Source organism: Caenibius tardaugens NBRC 16725 (assembly GCF_003860345.1).
Classification (GTDB): Bacteria; Pseudomonadota; Alphaproteobacteria; order Sphingomonadales; family Sphingomonadaceae; genus Caenibius; species Caenibius tardaugens.
Genome location: NZ_CP034179.1, coordinates 1401662 through 1415770, shown reverse-complemented (window position 1 = coordinate 1415770; position 14109 = coordinate 1401662). Strand labels below are relative to the sequence as shown.

Annotated in this window: 14 protein-coding genes; 10 read left to right on the top strand and 4 right to left on the bottom strand. The window is 64.7% G+C overall.

Annotation, left to right across the window (positions count from 1 at the left end; genetic code table 11):
- The first annotated feature begins 19 nt into the window (after positions 1 to 19).
- The 5 genes from EGO55_RS06395 to EGO55_RS06380 are packed head-to-tail and all read left to right on the top strand — an operon-like array spanning position 20 to position 4028.
- Positions 20 to 1186: an acyl-CoA dehydrogenase family protein gene (locus EGO55_RS06395; RefSeq protein WP_021690892.1), complete on the top strand. Its 1167-nt coding sequence runs from the start codon at positions 20 to 22 to the stop codon at positions 1184 to 1186.
- 3 nt (positions 1187 to 1189) lie between these two features.
- Positions 1190 to 2395, top strand: coding sequence for a CaiB/BaiF CoA transferase family protein (locus EGO55_RS06390; protein WP_021690893.1), 1206 nt, complete (start codon positions 1190 to 1192; stop codon positions 2393 to 2395).
- Positions 2392 to 3120, top strand: coding sequence for an IclR family transcriptional regulator (locus tag EGO55_RS06385; RefSeq protein ID WP_021690894.1), 729 nt, complete (start codon positions 2392 to 2394; stop codon positions 3118 to 3120). Before EGO55_RS06390 ends, EGO55_RS06385 begins: the two co-directional genes overlap by 4 nt.
- Before the next feature lie 18 nt (positions 3121 to 3138).
- Positions 3139 to 3417, top strand: a complete 279-nt coding sequence (locus EGO55_RS21600; RefSeq protein WP_280528972.1) for an aldolase/citrate lyase family protein — start codon at positions 3139 to 3141, stop codon at positions 3415 to 3417.
- Complete coding sequence (locus EGO55_RS06380; RefSeq protein WP_280528971.1) at positions 3339 to 4028, top strand: HpcH/HpaI aldolase/citrate lyase family protein; 690 nt, start codon at positions 3339 to 3341, stop codon at positions 4026 to 4028. The genes EGO55_RS21600 and EGO55_RS06380 overlap by 79 nt, the downstream gene beginning before the upstream one ends.
- A gap of 396 nt (positions 4029 to 4424) precedes the next feature.
- Here EGO55_RS06380 and EGO55_RS06375 read toward each other — a convergent pair whose 3' ends face one another.
- The 4 genes from EGO55_RS06375 to EGO55_RS06360 are packed head-to-tail and all read right to left on the bottom strand — an operon-like array spanning position 4425 to position 8608.
- Complete coding sequence (locus tag EGO55_RS06375; protein WP_021690896.1) at positions 4425 to 6032, bottom strand: acyl-CoA carboxylase subunit beta; 1608 nt, start codon at positions 6030 to 6032, stop codon at positions 4425 to 4427.
- Positions 6033 to 6036: 4 nt separating this feature from the next.
- Positions 6037 to 6540 carry an acyl-CoA carboxylase biotin carboxyl carrier protein subunit gene (locus EGO55_RS06370; RefSeq protein ID WP_161566031.1) on the bottom strand — a complete coding sequence of 168 codons (504 nt, stop codon included), beginning with the start codon at positions 6538 to 6540 and terminating at the stop codon, positions 6037 to 6039.
- Positions 6537 to 8012, bottom strand: coding sequence for an acetyl-CoA carboxylase biotin carboxylase subunit (locus EGO55_RS06365; protein WP_021690898.1), 1476 nt, complete (start codon positions 8010 to 8012; stop codon positions 6537 to 6539). Before EGO55_RS06365 ends, EGO55_RS06370 begins: the two co-directional genes overlap by 4 nt.
- A complete protein-coding gene (locus EGO55_RS06360; RefSeq protein ID WP_021690899.1) occupies positions 8009 to 8608 on the bottom strand; it encodes a TetR/AcrR family transcriptional regulator in 600 nt (199 codons plus the stop codon). The genes EGO55_RS06365 and EGO55_RS06360 overlap by 4 nt, the downstream gene beginning before the upstream one ends.
- A 102-nt stretch (positions 8609 to 8710) precedes the next feature.
- Between EGO55_RS06360 and kce the strand changes: the two genes are divergently transcribed.
- From kce to EGO55_RS06335, 5 genes are read left to right on the top strand one after another with little or no spacing between them, the layout of a single operon-like run.
- Complete coding sequence (gene kce / locus EGO55_RS06355) at positions 8711 to 9643, top strand: 3,5-dioxohexanoate:acetyl-CoA acetone transferase (protein WP_021690900.1); 933 nt, start codon at positions 8711 to 8713, stop codon at positions 9641 to 9643.
- Positions 9630 to 11216 carry an AMP-binding protein gene (locus EGO55_RS06350; RefSeq protein ID WP_021690901.1) on the top strand — a complete coding sequence of 529 codons (1587 nt, stop codon included), beginning with the start codon at positions 9630 to 9632 and terminating at the stop codon, positions 11214 to 11216. The genes kce and EGO55_RS06350 overlap by 14 nt, the downstream gene beginning before the upstream one ends.
- The gene (locus EGO55_RS06345; protein ID WP_021690902.1) at positions 11213 to 12073 is read left to right on the top strand and encodes an SDR family oxidoreductase; all 861 of its coding nucleotides are present in this window, start codon (positions 11213 to 11215) and stop codon (positions 12071 to 12073) included. Before EGO55_RS06350 ends, EGO55_RS06345 begins: the two co-directional genes overlap by 4 nt.
- A complete protein-coding gene (locus tag EGO55_RS06340) occupies positions 12066 to 13334 on the top strand; it encodes an acetyl-CoA hydrolase/transferase family protein (RefSeq protein WP_021690903.1) in 1269 nt (422 codons plus the stop codon). The genes EGO55_RS06345 and EGO55_RS06340 overlap by 8 nt, the downstream gene beginning before the upstream one ends.
- On the top strand, positions 13334 to 14101 hold the full coding sequence (locus EGO55_RS06335; protein WP_021690904.1) for an enoyl-CoA hydratase/isomerase family protein: 768 nt from the start codon (positions 13334 to 13336) through the stop codon (positions 14099 to 14101). The genes EGO55_RS06340 and EGO55_RS06335 overlap by 1 nt, the downstream gene beginning before the upstream one ends.
- Positions 14102 to 14109: the final 8 nt, after the last annotated feature.

The window sequence follows — 14109 nt, the reverse complement described above, 5'->3', positions numbered from 1 at the left end:
GGGTAGAGGCAGCAGGCCGATGGATTTCACACTGACCGAACAGCAGGAAGCCATCCGCGAGGCGGTGGCCGGTATCTGCCGCAATTTCGGGGATGATTACTGGCTGAAACGCGATCGGGAAGGCGGCTTTCCCGAGGATTTCTACGCCGCCTTCGCTGAGGCGGGGTGGCTGGGAATCTGCGTGCCCGAAGCCTACGGCGGGTCCGGCCTTGGTATTACCGAGGCCGCGATCATGATGCGCGCGATCGCGGAATCGGGCGCGGGCATGTCGGGGGCATCGGCGCTGCATATCAATATCTTCGGGCTGAACCCGGTGGTCGTGTTCGGCACCGAGGAACAGCGCCAGCGGATGTTGCCGCCCATGGCGCAAGGCCGGGAAAAGGCGTGCTTCGCGGTGACGGAGCCCAATACCGGGCTCAATACCACGCAGTTGAAGACCCGCGCCGTGCGGCACGGCGATCGCTATGTCGTGGATGGGCAGAAAGTGTGGATTTCCACCGCGCAAGTGGCCGACAAGATTCTGCTGCTGGCCCGCACCACCCCGCTGGAGGAGGTGGCCCGGCCGACGCAGGGGTTGAGCCTGTTCTACACCGATTTCGACCGGATGAAGATCACGGTCCACGAAATCGAGAAGATGGGCCGCAAGGCGGTGGATTCGAACGAACTGTTCATCGAAGGGTTCGAAATCCCGGTGGAAGACCGGATCGGGGAAGAAGGCGAAGGCTTCCGCTATATTCTCGAAGGGATGAACCCCGAACGCGTGCTGATCGCATCCGAAGCGATCGGGCTGGGCTATGTCGCCCTGCAGCGCGCCACCGGCTATGCCACGGAACGGCAGGTGTTCAACCGCCCGATCGGGATGAACCAGGGCATCCAGCATCCTTTGGCGCGCAACTGGATGAATCTGGAAGCAGCCTGGCTGATGACGATGAAGGCCGCGTTCGAATACGACAACGGCCTGCCCTGCGGGGCCAGCGCCAATTCCGCGAAATACCTTGCCGGGGAGGCCGGTTTCGATGCCTGCCAGCAGGCGGTGATGACGCATGGGGGCTTCGGCTTTGCCAAGGAATTCCATGTCGAACGCTATTTGCGGGAATCGCTGATCCCCCGGATCGCCCCGATCAGTCCGCAACTGGTGCTGTGCTTCATTGCCGAGCGTGTGCTCGGCCTGCCGAAGTCGTACTGAACCATGGAAGCGCCGGGAACAGCGCGAAAGGGGCCGCTGGCGGGGCTGCGGATCGTGGAATTCGCGGGCATCGGCCCGTGCCCGATGGCGGGCATGTTGCTGGCTGATCTGGGCGCCGACGTGATTATCGTGGACCGGATGGAACCGACCGGGCTGGGGATCGAACGCCTGCGCCAGTTCGATGTCTCGCGGCGCGGGCGGCCATCGGTGGCGGTCGATCTCAAGCAGGTTGCCGGGCGCGCTTGCGCGCTGGATCTGGTGGCCCGCGCCGATGCCGTGATCGAAGGGTTTCGCCCCGGGGTGATGGAACGGCTGGGGCTGGGACCGGAGGCGTGCCTCGCCCGCAATCCCGCGCTGGTTTACGGGCGGGTGACCGGGTGGGGGCAGGACGGCCCGCTGGCGCAAGCGGCCGGGCACGATCTCAATTACATCGCGCTGTCGGGCGCGCTGTCGGCCATTGGCCGCGCGGGGGAACCGCCCGCGATCCCGCTCAACCTGATCGGCGATTATGGCGCGGGGGCGATGATGCTGGCCTTCGGTGTGGTCTGCGCCCTGCTGGAAGCGCGGCAATCCGGGCAGGGGCAGGTTGTCGATGCCGCTATGGCAGACGGGACCACGACGCTGATGGCCGCCCTGTTCGGCATGGCGGCGGCGGGGCTGCATCGCGAAGGGCGGGGGACCAACCTGCTCGATTCCGGCGCCCCGCATTACGAGACCTATCAGTGTGCCGACGGGGAATGGATCACCGTCGCCCCGATCGAACCGAAATTCCGCGCGATCCTGTTGCAGGCAATCGGGTTCGATCCGGCGATGTTCCCCAATGTGAACGATCCGCGCACCTGGGTGGAGGGCAAGGCCCTGCTGGTGGCGCGTTTTGCCGAACGTTCGCGCGCCGAATGGTGCACCCTGCTCGAAGGGACCGATGCCTGTTTTGCCCCTGTCCTGCGCCTTTCGGAAGCGCCCGGGCACCCTCATGCCGTCGCGCGCGGCACTTTCGTGGACATTGAAGGGGTAACCCAGCCCGCACCGCAACCCCGGTTCAGCCGCACCGTGCCGGATACGCCGGGCGTGGTGCAGCCTGCGGGCGGCGGCGGCCATGCCGCGCTGCGCGCATGGGGGCTGTCGGACGACATGATCGCGGCATGGCTGGCGGAGGGCGCGGTGCATTGCGCGCCCGCTGTCACGGCGGCGGGCGGAGGCGGGGCATGAAAGTCCGGCAGGCTGCCAATGTCATCGAATTGCTGGAATTCTTTGCCGAACGGCTGCGCCCCGCTACGGCGGCGGAAATCGCCGATGCACTGGGCTGGCCCCGGTCGAGCACGTTCAATCTGGTGACGACGCTGGCGGAACTGGGCTATCTCTACGAACCGCGCGCGCGCGGCGGGCTCTATCCCACGTCGCGCTGGCTGGCGATGGCGCAGACGATTTCGGAAGTCGAACTGCTGCCCCAAGCGGTGCTGCGGATCGTGGCGCAGATCGCCGCGGAAACCGGGGAAACCACGCTGGTTGCCACTGCGGCCGGGCTCGATGCGATGGTCATGCATGTGGTCGAATGCGCCGCACCGATCCGCTATTTCGCGGCGGAAGGCAAACGCCTGCCGATCCATTCCTGCGCCACCGGCTGGGCGCTGCTGTCGCAAATGCCCCGGGCGCAGCGCAAGGCGCTGTATCGGCGGATCGTGTTCGAAGCCTATACCGCGCAATCGCCGCGCGATGCCGATGCGGTGGAGGCCCTGCTGGATCGCGGGGTGGCCCGTGGCTATTGCCTGAGTGACGGGGAACACAGCCCGCATCTGGTGGGGGTATCCGTGCCGCTGCAGATCGACGGGCGGCAACTGGCCATTTCAGTGGCGGGGCCGCAGTTCCGCTGTCTGGACAGGGCCGATGCATTTGCCGGGATCGTCAAAGCGGCGATTGCCGGGCTCAATCCATAGGAAAAGGGGATGGTTGCCATGGGATCAGAGCTATTTTCGGCACGCTCGCTGCTGTTCGTGCCGGGCGACAGCGAACGCAAGATGGAAAAGGCCGCGGCCAGCGCGGCGGATATGCTGCTGCTCGATCTGGAAGATGCCGTTGCCGAACCGACCAAACCCGCCGCGCGCGGGCTGGTACGGGCGTTTCTCGATAGGTGGGCGGGGGGAACCGCCCGTGGGTGCGGATCAACGCGCTGGATACCGAACATGCCCTGCCCGATCTGGCGGCGATTGTCGGCGGCAGGCCGGGTGGGGTGATGTTGCCCAAAGTGCGTTCGCGCGGCGATATCGAACGGCTGGACAATTACCTGACCGCGCTGGAAGCGGCGTCGGATATCCCTCTTGGCAGCGTGCGCGTGATTATCGTGTCGACCGAAACCCCCGAAGGGCTGTTTGCGATCGGTACTTATCGCGATGCCCCCAGGCTCGATGCGATGACCTGGGGCGCGGAAGATATCGCCACGGCTGTCGGTGCGTTGGACAACCGGGATGATGCGGGCGAATACGAACACTTCTACCAGATGGCGCGCAGCCTGTGTCTGGCCGGGGCGGCGGCGGCCCAAGTGGTGCCGATCGAAACGATTCACGGCAATTTCCGCGATCCCGAAGGGCTGAAGCGCACGGCCACGCTGGCGCGGCGGGCCGGTTTTCGCGGGATGCTGTCGATCCATCCCGATCAGGTGGATGTGATCAACGCGGCCTTTACCCCCACGGCGGAAGAAGTGGCGCGGGCGCGCCGCATCGTCGATCTCTTCGCCGCCAATCCGGGTGTGGGCGCACTGGGGCTGGATGGCGAAATGCTCGACGTTCCGCATCTCCGGCGCGCGCAGGATACCGTGGCACTGGCGGACCGGCTCGCCGCGAAATAGGCGCGGAAAACCGGGGCAGGGCAGAAGGGGTCGGGCGGAGCGGGGCGCAAGCGCTGCGCCAGCGGTTTCGGCACGTCTTTCCTACTTGCGCGATCTGCGCTTTATGCTGTGCGATGCCCCATCTCGTATCGCACCCCCTTCCGCAGGCTCTGCCTGTTATGGCGGGCGCGCCGTTCGTGCCGATTGCCGCCGTCGTGCGGCGGCGCGGTACCATGATACCGGCGCGAAAGGTCACACTGGTCACGTGGTTGTTATGCGCTTTCCCGGCCGCGTCAGCACGCAGGATTTGTAATAAAATTCATCGTTTTCACAATATTATATATGGACGCGGGATGCCTGCCGGTGGCGGCAGGGCGGCACAAGCTTCACGTTTCATGGCCGTTCTGTGTCAACCGGTCAGAGCCGGAAGACCCCGTAATGCGGATCGTCGATCGGGGCGTGCAGGGCGGCCGACAGACAGATGCCCAGCGCGTTGCGGGTATCGACCGGATCGAGAATCCCGTCATCCCACAGTTCCGATGTGGCGTAATAGGCGCTCTGTTCGCGGCGGTAATCTTCCAGCACGGGGTCGCGGATCGCCGCGATCTCTTCTGCCGACAGCGTGCGGCCTTCGCGTTCGAGCTGGCGGATCTTGATATCGCTCAGCACGTTGGCGGCCTGTTCCGCGCCCATGACCGACGTCGATCCACCCGGCCACGAAAACAGGAAGCGCGGGTCGAACGCCCGGCCCGACATGCCATAGACCCCGGCGCCGAACGCCCCGTTGCAATTGATCGTGAACTTGGGAACCGAAGCCCCCGAAACCGCCATGATCAGCTTCGCGCCGTCCTTGGAAATGCCGCGCCGTTCGTATTCGCGCCCGACCATGAAGCCGGTGATATTCTGGAGAAACAGCAGTGGGGTGCGGTTCTTGTCACACAGCTGGATGAAATGCGCCGCTTTCAGCGAACTGTCGTTGAACAGCACGCCATTGTTGGCGAGAATGCCCACCGGATAGCCCCAGATATGGGCGAAACCGCAGACCAGTGTGGGGCCATAGGCGGGCTGGTATTCGTGGAAACGGCTGCCATCCACCATGCGCGCGATCAGTTCGCGCATGTCGAACACGGTGCGGCTGTCGCGCGGTAGAATGCCGTAGATGTCCTGCGGATCGTAGGCCGGGGCTTCGGGTTCGCGCATGTCCACCCGCGCCTTTTCCCCGCGCGTCCAGGTGCCGACGATCTCGCGCGCGATGGCGAAGGCATGGGGTTCGTTCGCGGCGGGGTAATCGGCCGTGCCCGAAACGCTGGTATGCATATCCGCGCCGCCCAGTTCCTCCACCGTGACCACTTCGCCCGTGGCCGCTTTCACCAGTGGCGGCCCGCCGAGGAAGATGGCGCCCGTGCCGCGCACGATCACGCTGTAATCGCTCAGCGCCGGGATATAGGCGCCGCCTGCGGTGCAATGGCCCAGCACGATGGAAAGCTGGGGCAGGCCCATTTTCGAAAGGATCGCCTGATTGCGGAATATCCGCCCGGCGTAATACCTGTCGGCGAAGAGTTCGCGTTGCAGCGGCAGAAATCCCCCGGCGGAATCGCACAGGTGGATCATCGACAGGTGGTTTTCGATCGCGATGTCGAGTGCGCGGACGATCTTCTTGACCGAAAGTGGGTACCATGCGCCGCCTTTGACCGAGGCGTCATCGGCATGGATCACGACCTCGCGCCCGGCCACCACACCGATCCCGGTGATCTGGCTGGCGCCCGGGGCATCGCCGCCATAGGCCATGTTGGCGGCCAGCGTGGACAATTCGAGAAACGGGGTGCCGGGGTCAAGCAGCAGCTTCAGCCGTTCGCGCGGCATCAGCTTGTTTTGCCGGGCCAGCCGTTCGCGGTCACGCTCGGGCCGGTCGTGCCGTGCGGTGTCCTGCCTGCGGTGCAGCTCTTCGGCCAGCGCGCGATTATGCGCGGCATTGGCGAGGAAGCTTTCGGAGCGCGGATCAAGTTGGGAGACGATGCGGGACATGGTGTCAGTCCTCCCCTTCCAGCGTGACCAGCACGGCATCGCGATCAAAGCTTTGCCCCGCGGCGAAAGTGACCGTGGCCACCACGCCATCGCGTGGGGCCTTGATTGCGGTTTCCAGCTTCATGCTTTCGATCACCATCAGGGTATCGCCCGCTTGCACTTGTGCGCCCGGTTCGGTGGCGACGGCGATCACCGTGCCGGGCATGGGTGCGCGGATGGTGCCCGATGCGGCCGCGTCGTCGCCCGCGCCGAGGAAGCGGACCGGATCGTGCAGGATCACCGCGTGCGCCGCGCCGTCGATATGGACCCACACCTGATCGCCCGCCACGGCAAGGACGACCGACACGCTCTGCCCCTCGATATGGAGCAGGGCCGCACCATCGCCCGTTGCCGCCGGAGTGAGCGCGACGGCGCAAGCGCCGCCATCATAGAGCAGGCGATAGCTGCCCTTGTGCCCCGAAAGCCAGGCATCGGCGCGTTCGCCATCGATGGTGAAAATGTGTTTCACAGGTTGCGCCATGTTCCGATTGCCGCGTGGAGCGGCGGCACCGCATCGGCGGCATCGCGCACCGCGCGCAGCGACAGGGCCGACGCACCAAGGATGCGGGCCCGCGCTGCATCGGTGAGCGGCGGATCGGGCAGCAGTTCGGGCTTTTCGGCAATGGTTCCGGTGTGGAACTGGCCCGCGCGAAAATCGGGATCGGCCAGCAACCGGCGCAGGAAGGCATTGTTCGTGACACAGCCCAGCAGCACCGTTTGCGCCAGTGCGGCATCGGCCCGGGCGATGGTGTCGGCGCGATCGGCGCCATGCACCACGATCTTGGCCAGCATTGGATCGAACGCGGCGCTTATTTGGCCACCTGCGACGATCCCGGCATCGGTCCGCACGCCGGGCGCGGGGCGGAACGCCAGCACCGGGCCTGTGGTGGGGGCGAAATCGCGCGCGGGGTCTTCGGCATAGAGCCGCAGTTCGATGGCGTGGCCGGTGATTGCCAGATCATCCTGCGCGAAACCCAGCGGCTGCCCGGCGGCGATCCGCAACTGGTCCGCCACCAGATCGCGCCCGGTGACTGCTTCCGTCACCGGATGTTCGACTTGCAGCCGGGTATTCATTTCGAGGAAATAGACAGCACCCTGACCATAGATGAATTCCACCGTGCCTGCGTTGCGATAGGCGACAGAGCGGGCGATGCCGGCCGCGATTTCGCAGATCGCGTCCCGTTCTTCGGGGGTGAGGGCGGGCGACGGGCTTTCCTCTATCACTTTCTGGAAACGCCGCTGGATCGAACATTCGCGTTCGAACAGGTGGACGACATTGCCCTGCGCATCGCCCAGCACCTGCACTTCGATATGGCGCGGCTGTTCGACATAGCGTTCGGCATAGAGCCGTCCGTCACCGAAATAGCGTTCCCCTTCGCTGCGGGCACGGGCGATCTCGTCCTCCAGCAAGGCAAGATCGCGCACGATCCGCATGCCCTTGCCGCCGCCGCCCGCTGATGGCTTGATCAGCAGCGGCGCGCCGACCGCGCGGGCGCGGGCAACGAAAGTGGCCGGATCGTCATCCTCGATGGCGGAGGGGGCGACCGGAAAGCCGCGTTCCGCCACGAAATCGCGCGCGCGCGCCTTGTCGCCCATCAATTCGATGGCTTCGGGCGTGGGACCGACGAACGCCATGCCCGCCGCCGCCACCGCACGCGCGAACCCGGCGTTTTCCGACAGGAATCCGTAACCAGGGTGGATTGCCTCCGCCCCCGCGGCCTTTGCCCTGGCGATGATCTGCGGCCCATCGAGATAGGCGGCGACCGGAGTGGGGCCGTCGATCTCCACCGCCGCGTCTGCCAGCAGCACAGCCGGGGTGTTGCGGTCAATCGCATGGAACACCACGATCCCGCGCATGCCCATGGCCTGCACCGTGCGCAGGATACGCGCCGCGATTTCGCCGCGGTTGGCGATCAGTACGGAACGGAACGGCGCCGTCATCCCGCAGCCATCCCGCCAAGCAGCAGGGCCGTGACCTTGCGCGAAATGTCGGGGACATCGAGCGGGGTTTCGGTGCTGATGTGCCGCCAGGCGATATGTTCGATCCCGCCGAACAGCATGTCGCGGACAAAGCGCCGGTCGATGTTCGCAGGCAGCGCGCCTTCGGCAATGCCGGTCTCCAGCACGGGGGCAAGCAATGCGGTGTAGCGGCGGTTGAGCGCCTGCGAATCCGAACCAACATAGCCTTCGAGATTCCGCACCTCGGTAATGAACAGGCGGCACAGCCCGGTGTCCCGCGCGAAGACGGCGACATGATGTTCGATCAGCCGTTGCAACCGTGTGCGGAAATCGGGTGCGGCGGCGATGGCTTGCGCCACTTCTTCGAGAATGCTGCCGTAGAAGTCATCGAGAACCGCTTCGAGCAGTTCGCGCTTGCCATTGAAGTAGCGGTAAATGAGCCCATCGCTGGTGCCGGCAATCTTGGCGATATCGGCGATGGCGGTGCCGTTGAAACCTTTCGTGGCAAAGACATCGCGCGCTGCCGCGATAATCGAGTTGCGCCGGTCCTGTAATCGTTCTGCGGATACCCTTGGCATCGTGCGGTTCGGGCCCTTCGTTCGACCCCGATGGTCGTTGACACTATAATGAATGACGTTCATTATAGTGTCAACGAGAGAACGGAGAGGAGGTGCGGGAACGTGCCGTCAGCCCCAAAGGTCATCATCAGCTGCGCGATCACGGGCTCGATTCACACGCCGTCGATGTCGCCCCATTTGCCCGTTACGCCGCAGGAAATCGCCGAAAGCGCACTGGGTGCGGCAGAAGCGGGCGCCGCGATTGTCCATCTTCATGCGCGCAATCCCGCCGATGGCAGGCCTGACCAGAGCCCGGAAGCGTTCGAACCGTTCCTGCGCGTGATCAAGCAGCGTTCGGACGTGGTCGTGAATCTGACCACGGGCGGTTCCCCCTATATGGCGGTGGAAGAACGGGTGCGCCCCGCCGAAGTCTGGCGTCCTGAAATTGCCAGCCTGAATATGGGGTCGATGAATTTCGGGCTGTTCCCCATGCTCAACCGCTACAAGGCATTCCAGCATGACTGGGAACGCCCGATGCTGGAAGGCAGCCATGATCTGGTGTTCCGCAACAGCTTCAAGGACATCCGTTATGCGCTGGACACGCTGAACCAGACTGGCGCGCGCTATGAATTCGAATGCTACGACACCAGCCACCTTTACAACCTGCACTATTTCTGGAGCGAAGGTTTGGTGCGGGCGCCGCTGTTCATCCAGACCTGTTTCGGTCTGCTGGGCGGGATCGGCAGCCATCCCGACGATGTGATGCATATGAAGCGGACGGCCGATCGGCTGTTCGGTGACAACTATCGCTGGTCGGTGCTGGCCGCCGGGCAGGCGCAGATGAAAGTGGCGGCGATGGCCGCGTCGATGGGCGGCCATGTCCGTGTCGGGCTGGAGGATTCGCTCTGGCTCGGGAAGGGGCAATTGGCGCAAAGCAATGCGGCGCAAGTCACCCGGGTGCGGCAAATCCTGGAAGGGCTGGGGCTGGAAATCGCCACGCCTGATGATGCCCGCGAAATTCTGTCGCTCAAAGGGGGCGATCATGTCGGCTTCTGAGGGCCTGTCGCCCCGCCCCGCCATCGGGGTGAGCGCGATGCTGGCGCGCACAGTGCAGGTGCATGGGGCATCACTGGCCGTGATTGATGGCGACAGGCAGCAGACCTGGGCGGCCTATGCCGACCGGGTGGCGCGCGGGGCGGAAGCCTTGCGCGCGCTGGGCGTCGGCCATGGCGACAGGGTGGCCATTCTTGCGCTGACCAGCATGGAATTTTTTGAACTGCTCGCGGCCGTCCCCCGGGCAGGCGGGATCATGGTGCCGCTCAACTGGCGCTGGACCGTGAACGAACTGCTCCACGCCGTGGCCGATTGCGAACCGGCTGTTCTGCTGTTCGATGAACGCATGGCGGCCACAGGCGCGGCGCTGGCGCAGGCGCACCCGGATATGAAAGTGGTTGCGCTCACCCCCGGGCTTTCCGGATTGCCGTTCTACGGGGATATGGTCGACGCGCATTCTGCGGGGGAGGATGCGGGGCGCGGCGGGGATGATGTCTATCAGCTGGGCTATACCGGCGGCACCACCGGCACGTCGAAAGCGGCGATGCTGTCGCACCGCAATGTCTTGTCAGAGGCCATGTGCTGCTGGGCGGAAGGCATTTTGCGCAGCGACTGCATCTATCTGGTCAACGGGCCGATGTTCCATGCGGCGGGCACCTGGCCGTGCCTGTCGATCATCGGCAGTGGGGGAACGGCGGTTCTGATGCCGCAGTTCGAACCGGGCGAGGCGCTGCGTCTGATCGCGGCGCATGGGGTGACGGAAAGCCTGCTTGTGCCCACGGCGATCCAGATGATGATCGAACATCCCGATTTCACGCGCTTTGATATGTCGTCGCTGGTTTCCGTGCTTTATGGCGCGGCGCCGATCACCGATGCCCTGCTCGACCGGGCAATCGCAGCCTTGCCCCATGCGCGGTTCACGCAGTGTTATGGCATGACGGAGCTTTCGCCGGTCTGCACGATGTTGCCCCATGCCTATCTTGAAGGGGAACACCGGATGAAAGGGCGCAATCGTGCCGCCGGGCGTGCCCTTGCCGCTGTACAGATCCGGATCGTCGATCCGCAGGACAAGGAACTGCCGCGCGGCGAAGTGGGCGAAGTGGTGGTGCGCGGCGAAACCATGATGCTGGGTTACTGGCACCGGCCCGAAGAAACGGCCGAGGCCCTGCGCGGCGGGTGGATGCATACGGGCGATGCCGGGTTCATGGACGAACAGGGGCTGGTCTATATCGTCGACCGGATCAAGGACGTGATCATTTCCGGTGGGGAGAATGTTTTTTCGACCGAAGTGGAAAACGCGGTCGCCTCGCACCCCGCCGTGCGGCAGGTGGCCGTGGTGGGCATCCCCGATGCCAAATGGGGCGAAGCGGTCCATGCCATCATCCGGCTGCATGATGGTCATATGGCAACGGAAGAAGACATCATCGCCCATGCACGCCTTGCTATCGCGGCCTACAAGGTGCCACGCTCGGTGGTGTTCTGGGAGGAGGAGTTCCCGGTCAGCCCGGCAAACAAGGTGCTGAAGCGCGAACTGCGCCGCGTTTACTGGGAAGGCCGCGAACGGGCGATCATATGACCGGGTACGGAAGGGATGACGATGCGCTGGCCGCACTGACTCCGGCGCTGCGCGAAGGATATTTTGCCGGGCAGACGGTATTGATCACCGGCGCGGGTTCGGGGCTGGGCCGGGGACTGGCGCATTGGGCCGCGCGGCTGGGGGCGAACGTGGTGCTGTGCGGGCGAAAGGTGGACCGTCTGGAAGACACGGCCGCTGCGATTGGCCGCTATAACGCGCAAGTGCTGGTCCACCCGCTCACCATCCGCGATCCCGAGGCAGTGCAGGACTTGTTCAGCGCGGTGGCAGCGCGTTTCGGTTGTGCCGATATCGTGATCAACAATGCCGGGGGGCAGTTCCCATCGGCGGCCATCGATATTCCGCCCAAAGGGTGGCATGCGGTGATCGACACCAATCTTGGCGGGACATGGCACATGATGCAGGAAGCCGCGCGGCGCTGGCGGGATGCGGGGCGGGGCGGGTCGATTGTCAATGTCGTGGCGGTGACCGGCCGGGGCATGCCCGGCGTTGCCCACACGGCCGCCGCCCGCGCCGGGGTGATCGCCTTGTCGAAGACGGTGGCAATCGAATGGGCGCCCCTGGGGATACGGATCAATTGCGTGGCCCCGGGCCTGATTTCGACCACGGGCATGAATGTCTACGATCCGCGCGCGGTGCGGGCGATGACCCGCACCAATGTCATGCAGCGTTTTGGCCAGATCGAGGAAATCGCCGATACGGTGTGTTTCGTGGGGGGCAATGCGTCCCAATTCATGACCGGCGAAGTCGTCCACGTGGATGGCGGGAACCAGATCTGGGGGGATCAGTGGACGATCGACAAACCGGATTACTTCAAGGTGGACAGTATCGATGACTGAATGGGTGACCCCCGAAACGCTGGATCTGCGGGCCTATGTGCGGCCGGGCGATGCTGTGGTTTCCGGGCAGGCGTGCGGCGAACCCGTGGCTTTGCTGGAAGCGCTGATTGCGCAGCGCCACGATCTGGGCGGCGTTTCGTTGTTCACCGCATCGAGCTTTTCAGGCGTGCTGAAGCCGGAACATACCGATGCGATCCGCGTGTCCAGCATGGGTGCGCTCGGCAGCCTGCGCGCGCTGGCGGCAAAGGGCGTGCTGGGTATCGTGCCCTGCCATGTCGGCCAGATCGGCAATATGGTGAAGCGCGGCGAAATCGCCTGCGATGTGGCGCTGATTCAGGTCAGCCCGGCCGATGCGGATGGCAATCACAGTATGGGCCTGATCGGCGATCATATTGGCGCGCTGGTTGATTGTGCCCGCGTGGTCATTGCCGAAGTGAACCACCGGGTTCCGCGTGTCTTCGGGGAACGCACCATTCCCGCGACGGAAATCGACGTGGCGGTCGAAGTCGATCGTACCCCGGTCGTGCTCCCGACCATTCAGGCCAGCGCAACGGACAAGGCCATTGCCGGGTTCGTGGCCAACTTTGTGGAGGATGGGGCAATCCTGCAGGTGGGCATCGGCGCGGTGCCCGATGCGATCATGCAACTGATCGGGGATCGCAAGGATCTGGGCATTCACAGCGGGATGATTGGCGACAGCGCCGTGGACCTGATCGAAAACGGTGTGGTAACCAATGCCACGCATGGCCGGTGGCGGGGCGTCAGCGTGGCAGGGGCCCTGCTGGGCACCGAACGGCTTTACCGGTTTGCGCATGAGAATCCGGCGCTGCTGCTGTGCGGTTCGGCCACCACGCATGATGAAGCCGTGCTGTCGGGCCTCAATCGGCTGGTTTCGATCAATTCAGCGATCGAGGTCGATCTGACCGGGCAGGTCAACGCGGAATCCGCCGGCTCTGCCTATCTTGGCGGAACGGGCGGGCAGGTTGATTATGTTCGCGGCGCTTCGCGGTCGCCCGATGGGCGTTCGATCATTGCCTTGCCATCCATGGCCAAGGGGCTGTCGCGGATTGTTTCAAGGCTGGCGGGGCCGGTGACGACGGCCCGTAGCGAAGTCGATGTGGTGGTCACCGAATATGGTGCTGCCGAATTGAAAGGCCGCGATCTGCGCGCCCGTGCGCGCGCCTTGATTGCCATCGCGCACCCCGATGTGCGCGCCAATCTGGAAGAAGAAGCCGCCGGGCTTCTGACAAGGGGTTACTGATGTCTGATGCCGTCCTTTTTACCGTGCCCGAACCGGGTATTGCCGTGCTCACCATCAATCGGCCGGACAGCCGTAACGCGTTGAGCCGCGACGTGCGCGAAGGGTTGTTCGCTGCGTGGGAACGGTTCGAGAATAATCCCGATCTGCGTGTCGCCATTCTGACGGCGGCGGGGGACAAGGCGTTTTGCGCGGGCGGCGATCTCAAGGAAATGGCGCAGCTTGGGCTGGAGGTGCCACCGCCGAACATGTTCCCGGTTCCGGGCGATACAGTGGCGGTGACCAAGCCGACGATCGCCGCCGTCAACGGGGTGGCCTATGCGGGCGGTTGGCTGATTGCGCAGGCATGCGATCTGTGTGTGGCGTCGCAAACCGCGCGGTTCGCGATTACGGAGGTCAAGGTGGGGCGCGGTTCGCCCTGGGCTGCACCCCTGATCCATATGCTCCCGCAGCGCATCTTTATGGAAATCGTGCTGACCGGCGATCCGATAACCGCACAGCGCGCCTATGAAGTGGGGCTGGTGAACCGCGTCGCAGCGCCTGAAAACCTGCTGGAGGAATCACTGGCACTGGCGCGCAGGATTGCGGGGAATGCCCCGCTTTCGGTGCTGGCAGGCAAGGAAACGGTGCATCTGGCGACGGAAATGGGCAAGACGGCGGCCTTGCGTGCGGCCCGTCATGCCTGGGAACGCGCCTATCGCAGCCGTGATGCGCAGGAAGGGCCGAAAGCCTTCGCCGAAAAACGCGATCCGGTGTGGCGCGGCGAATAGGCGGCGCG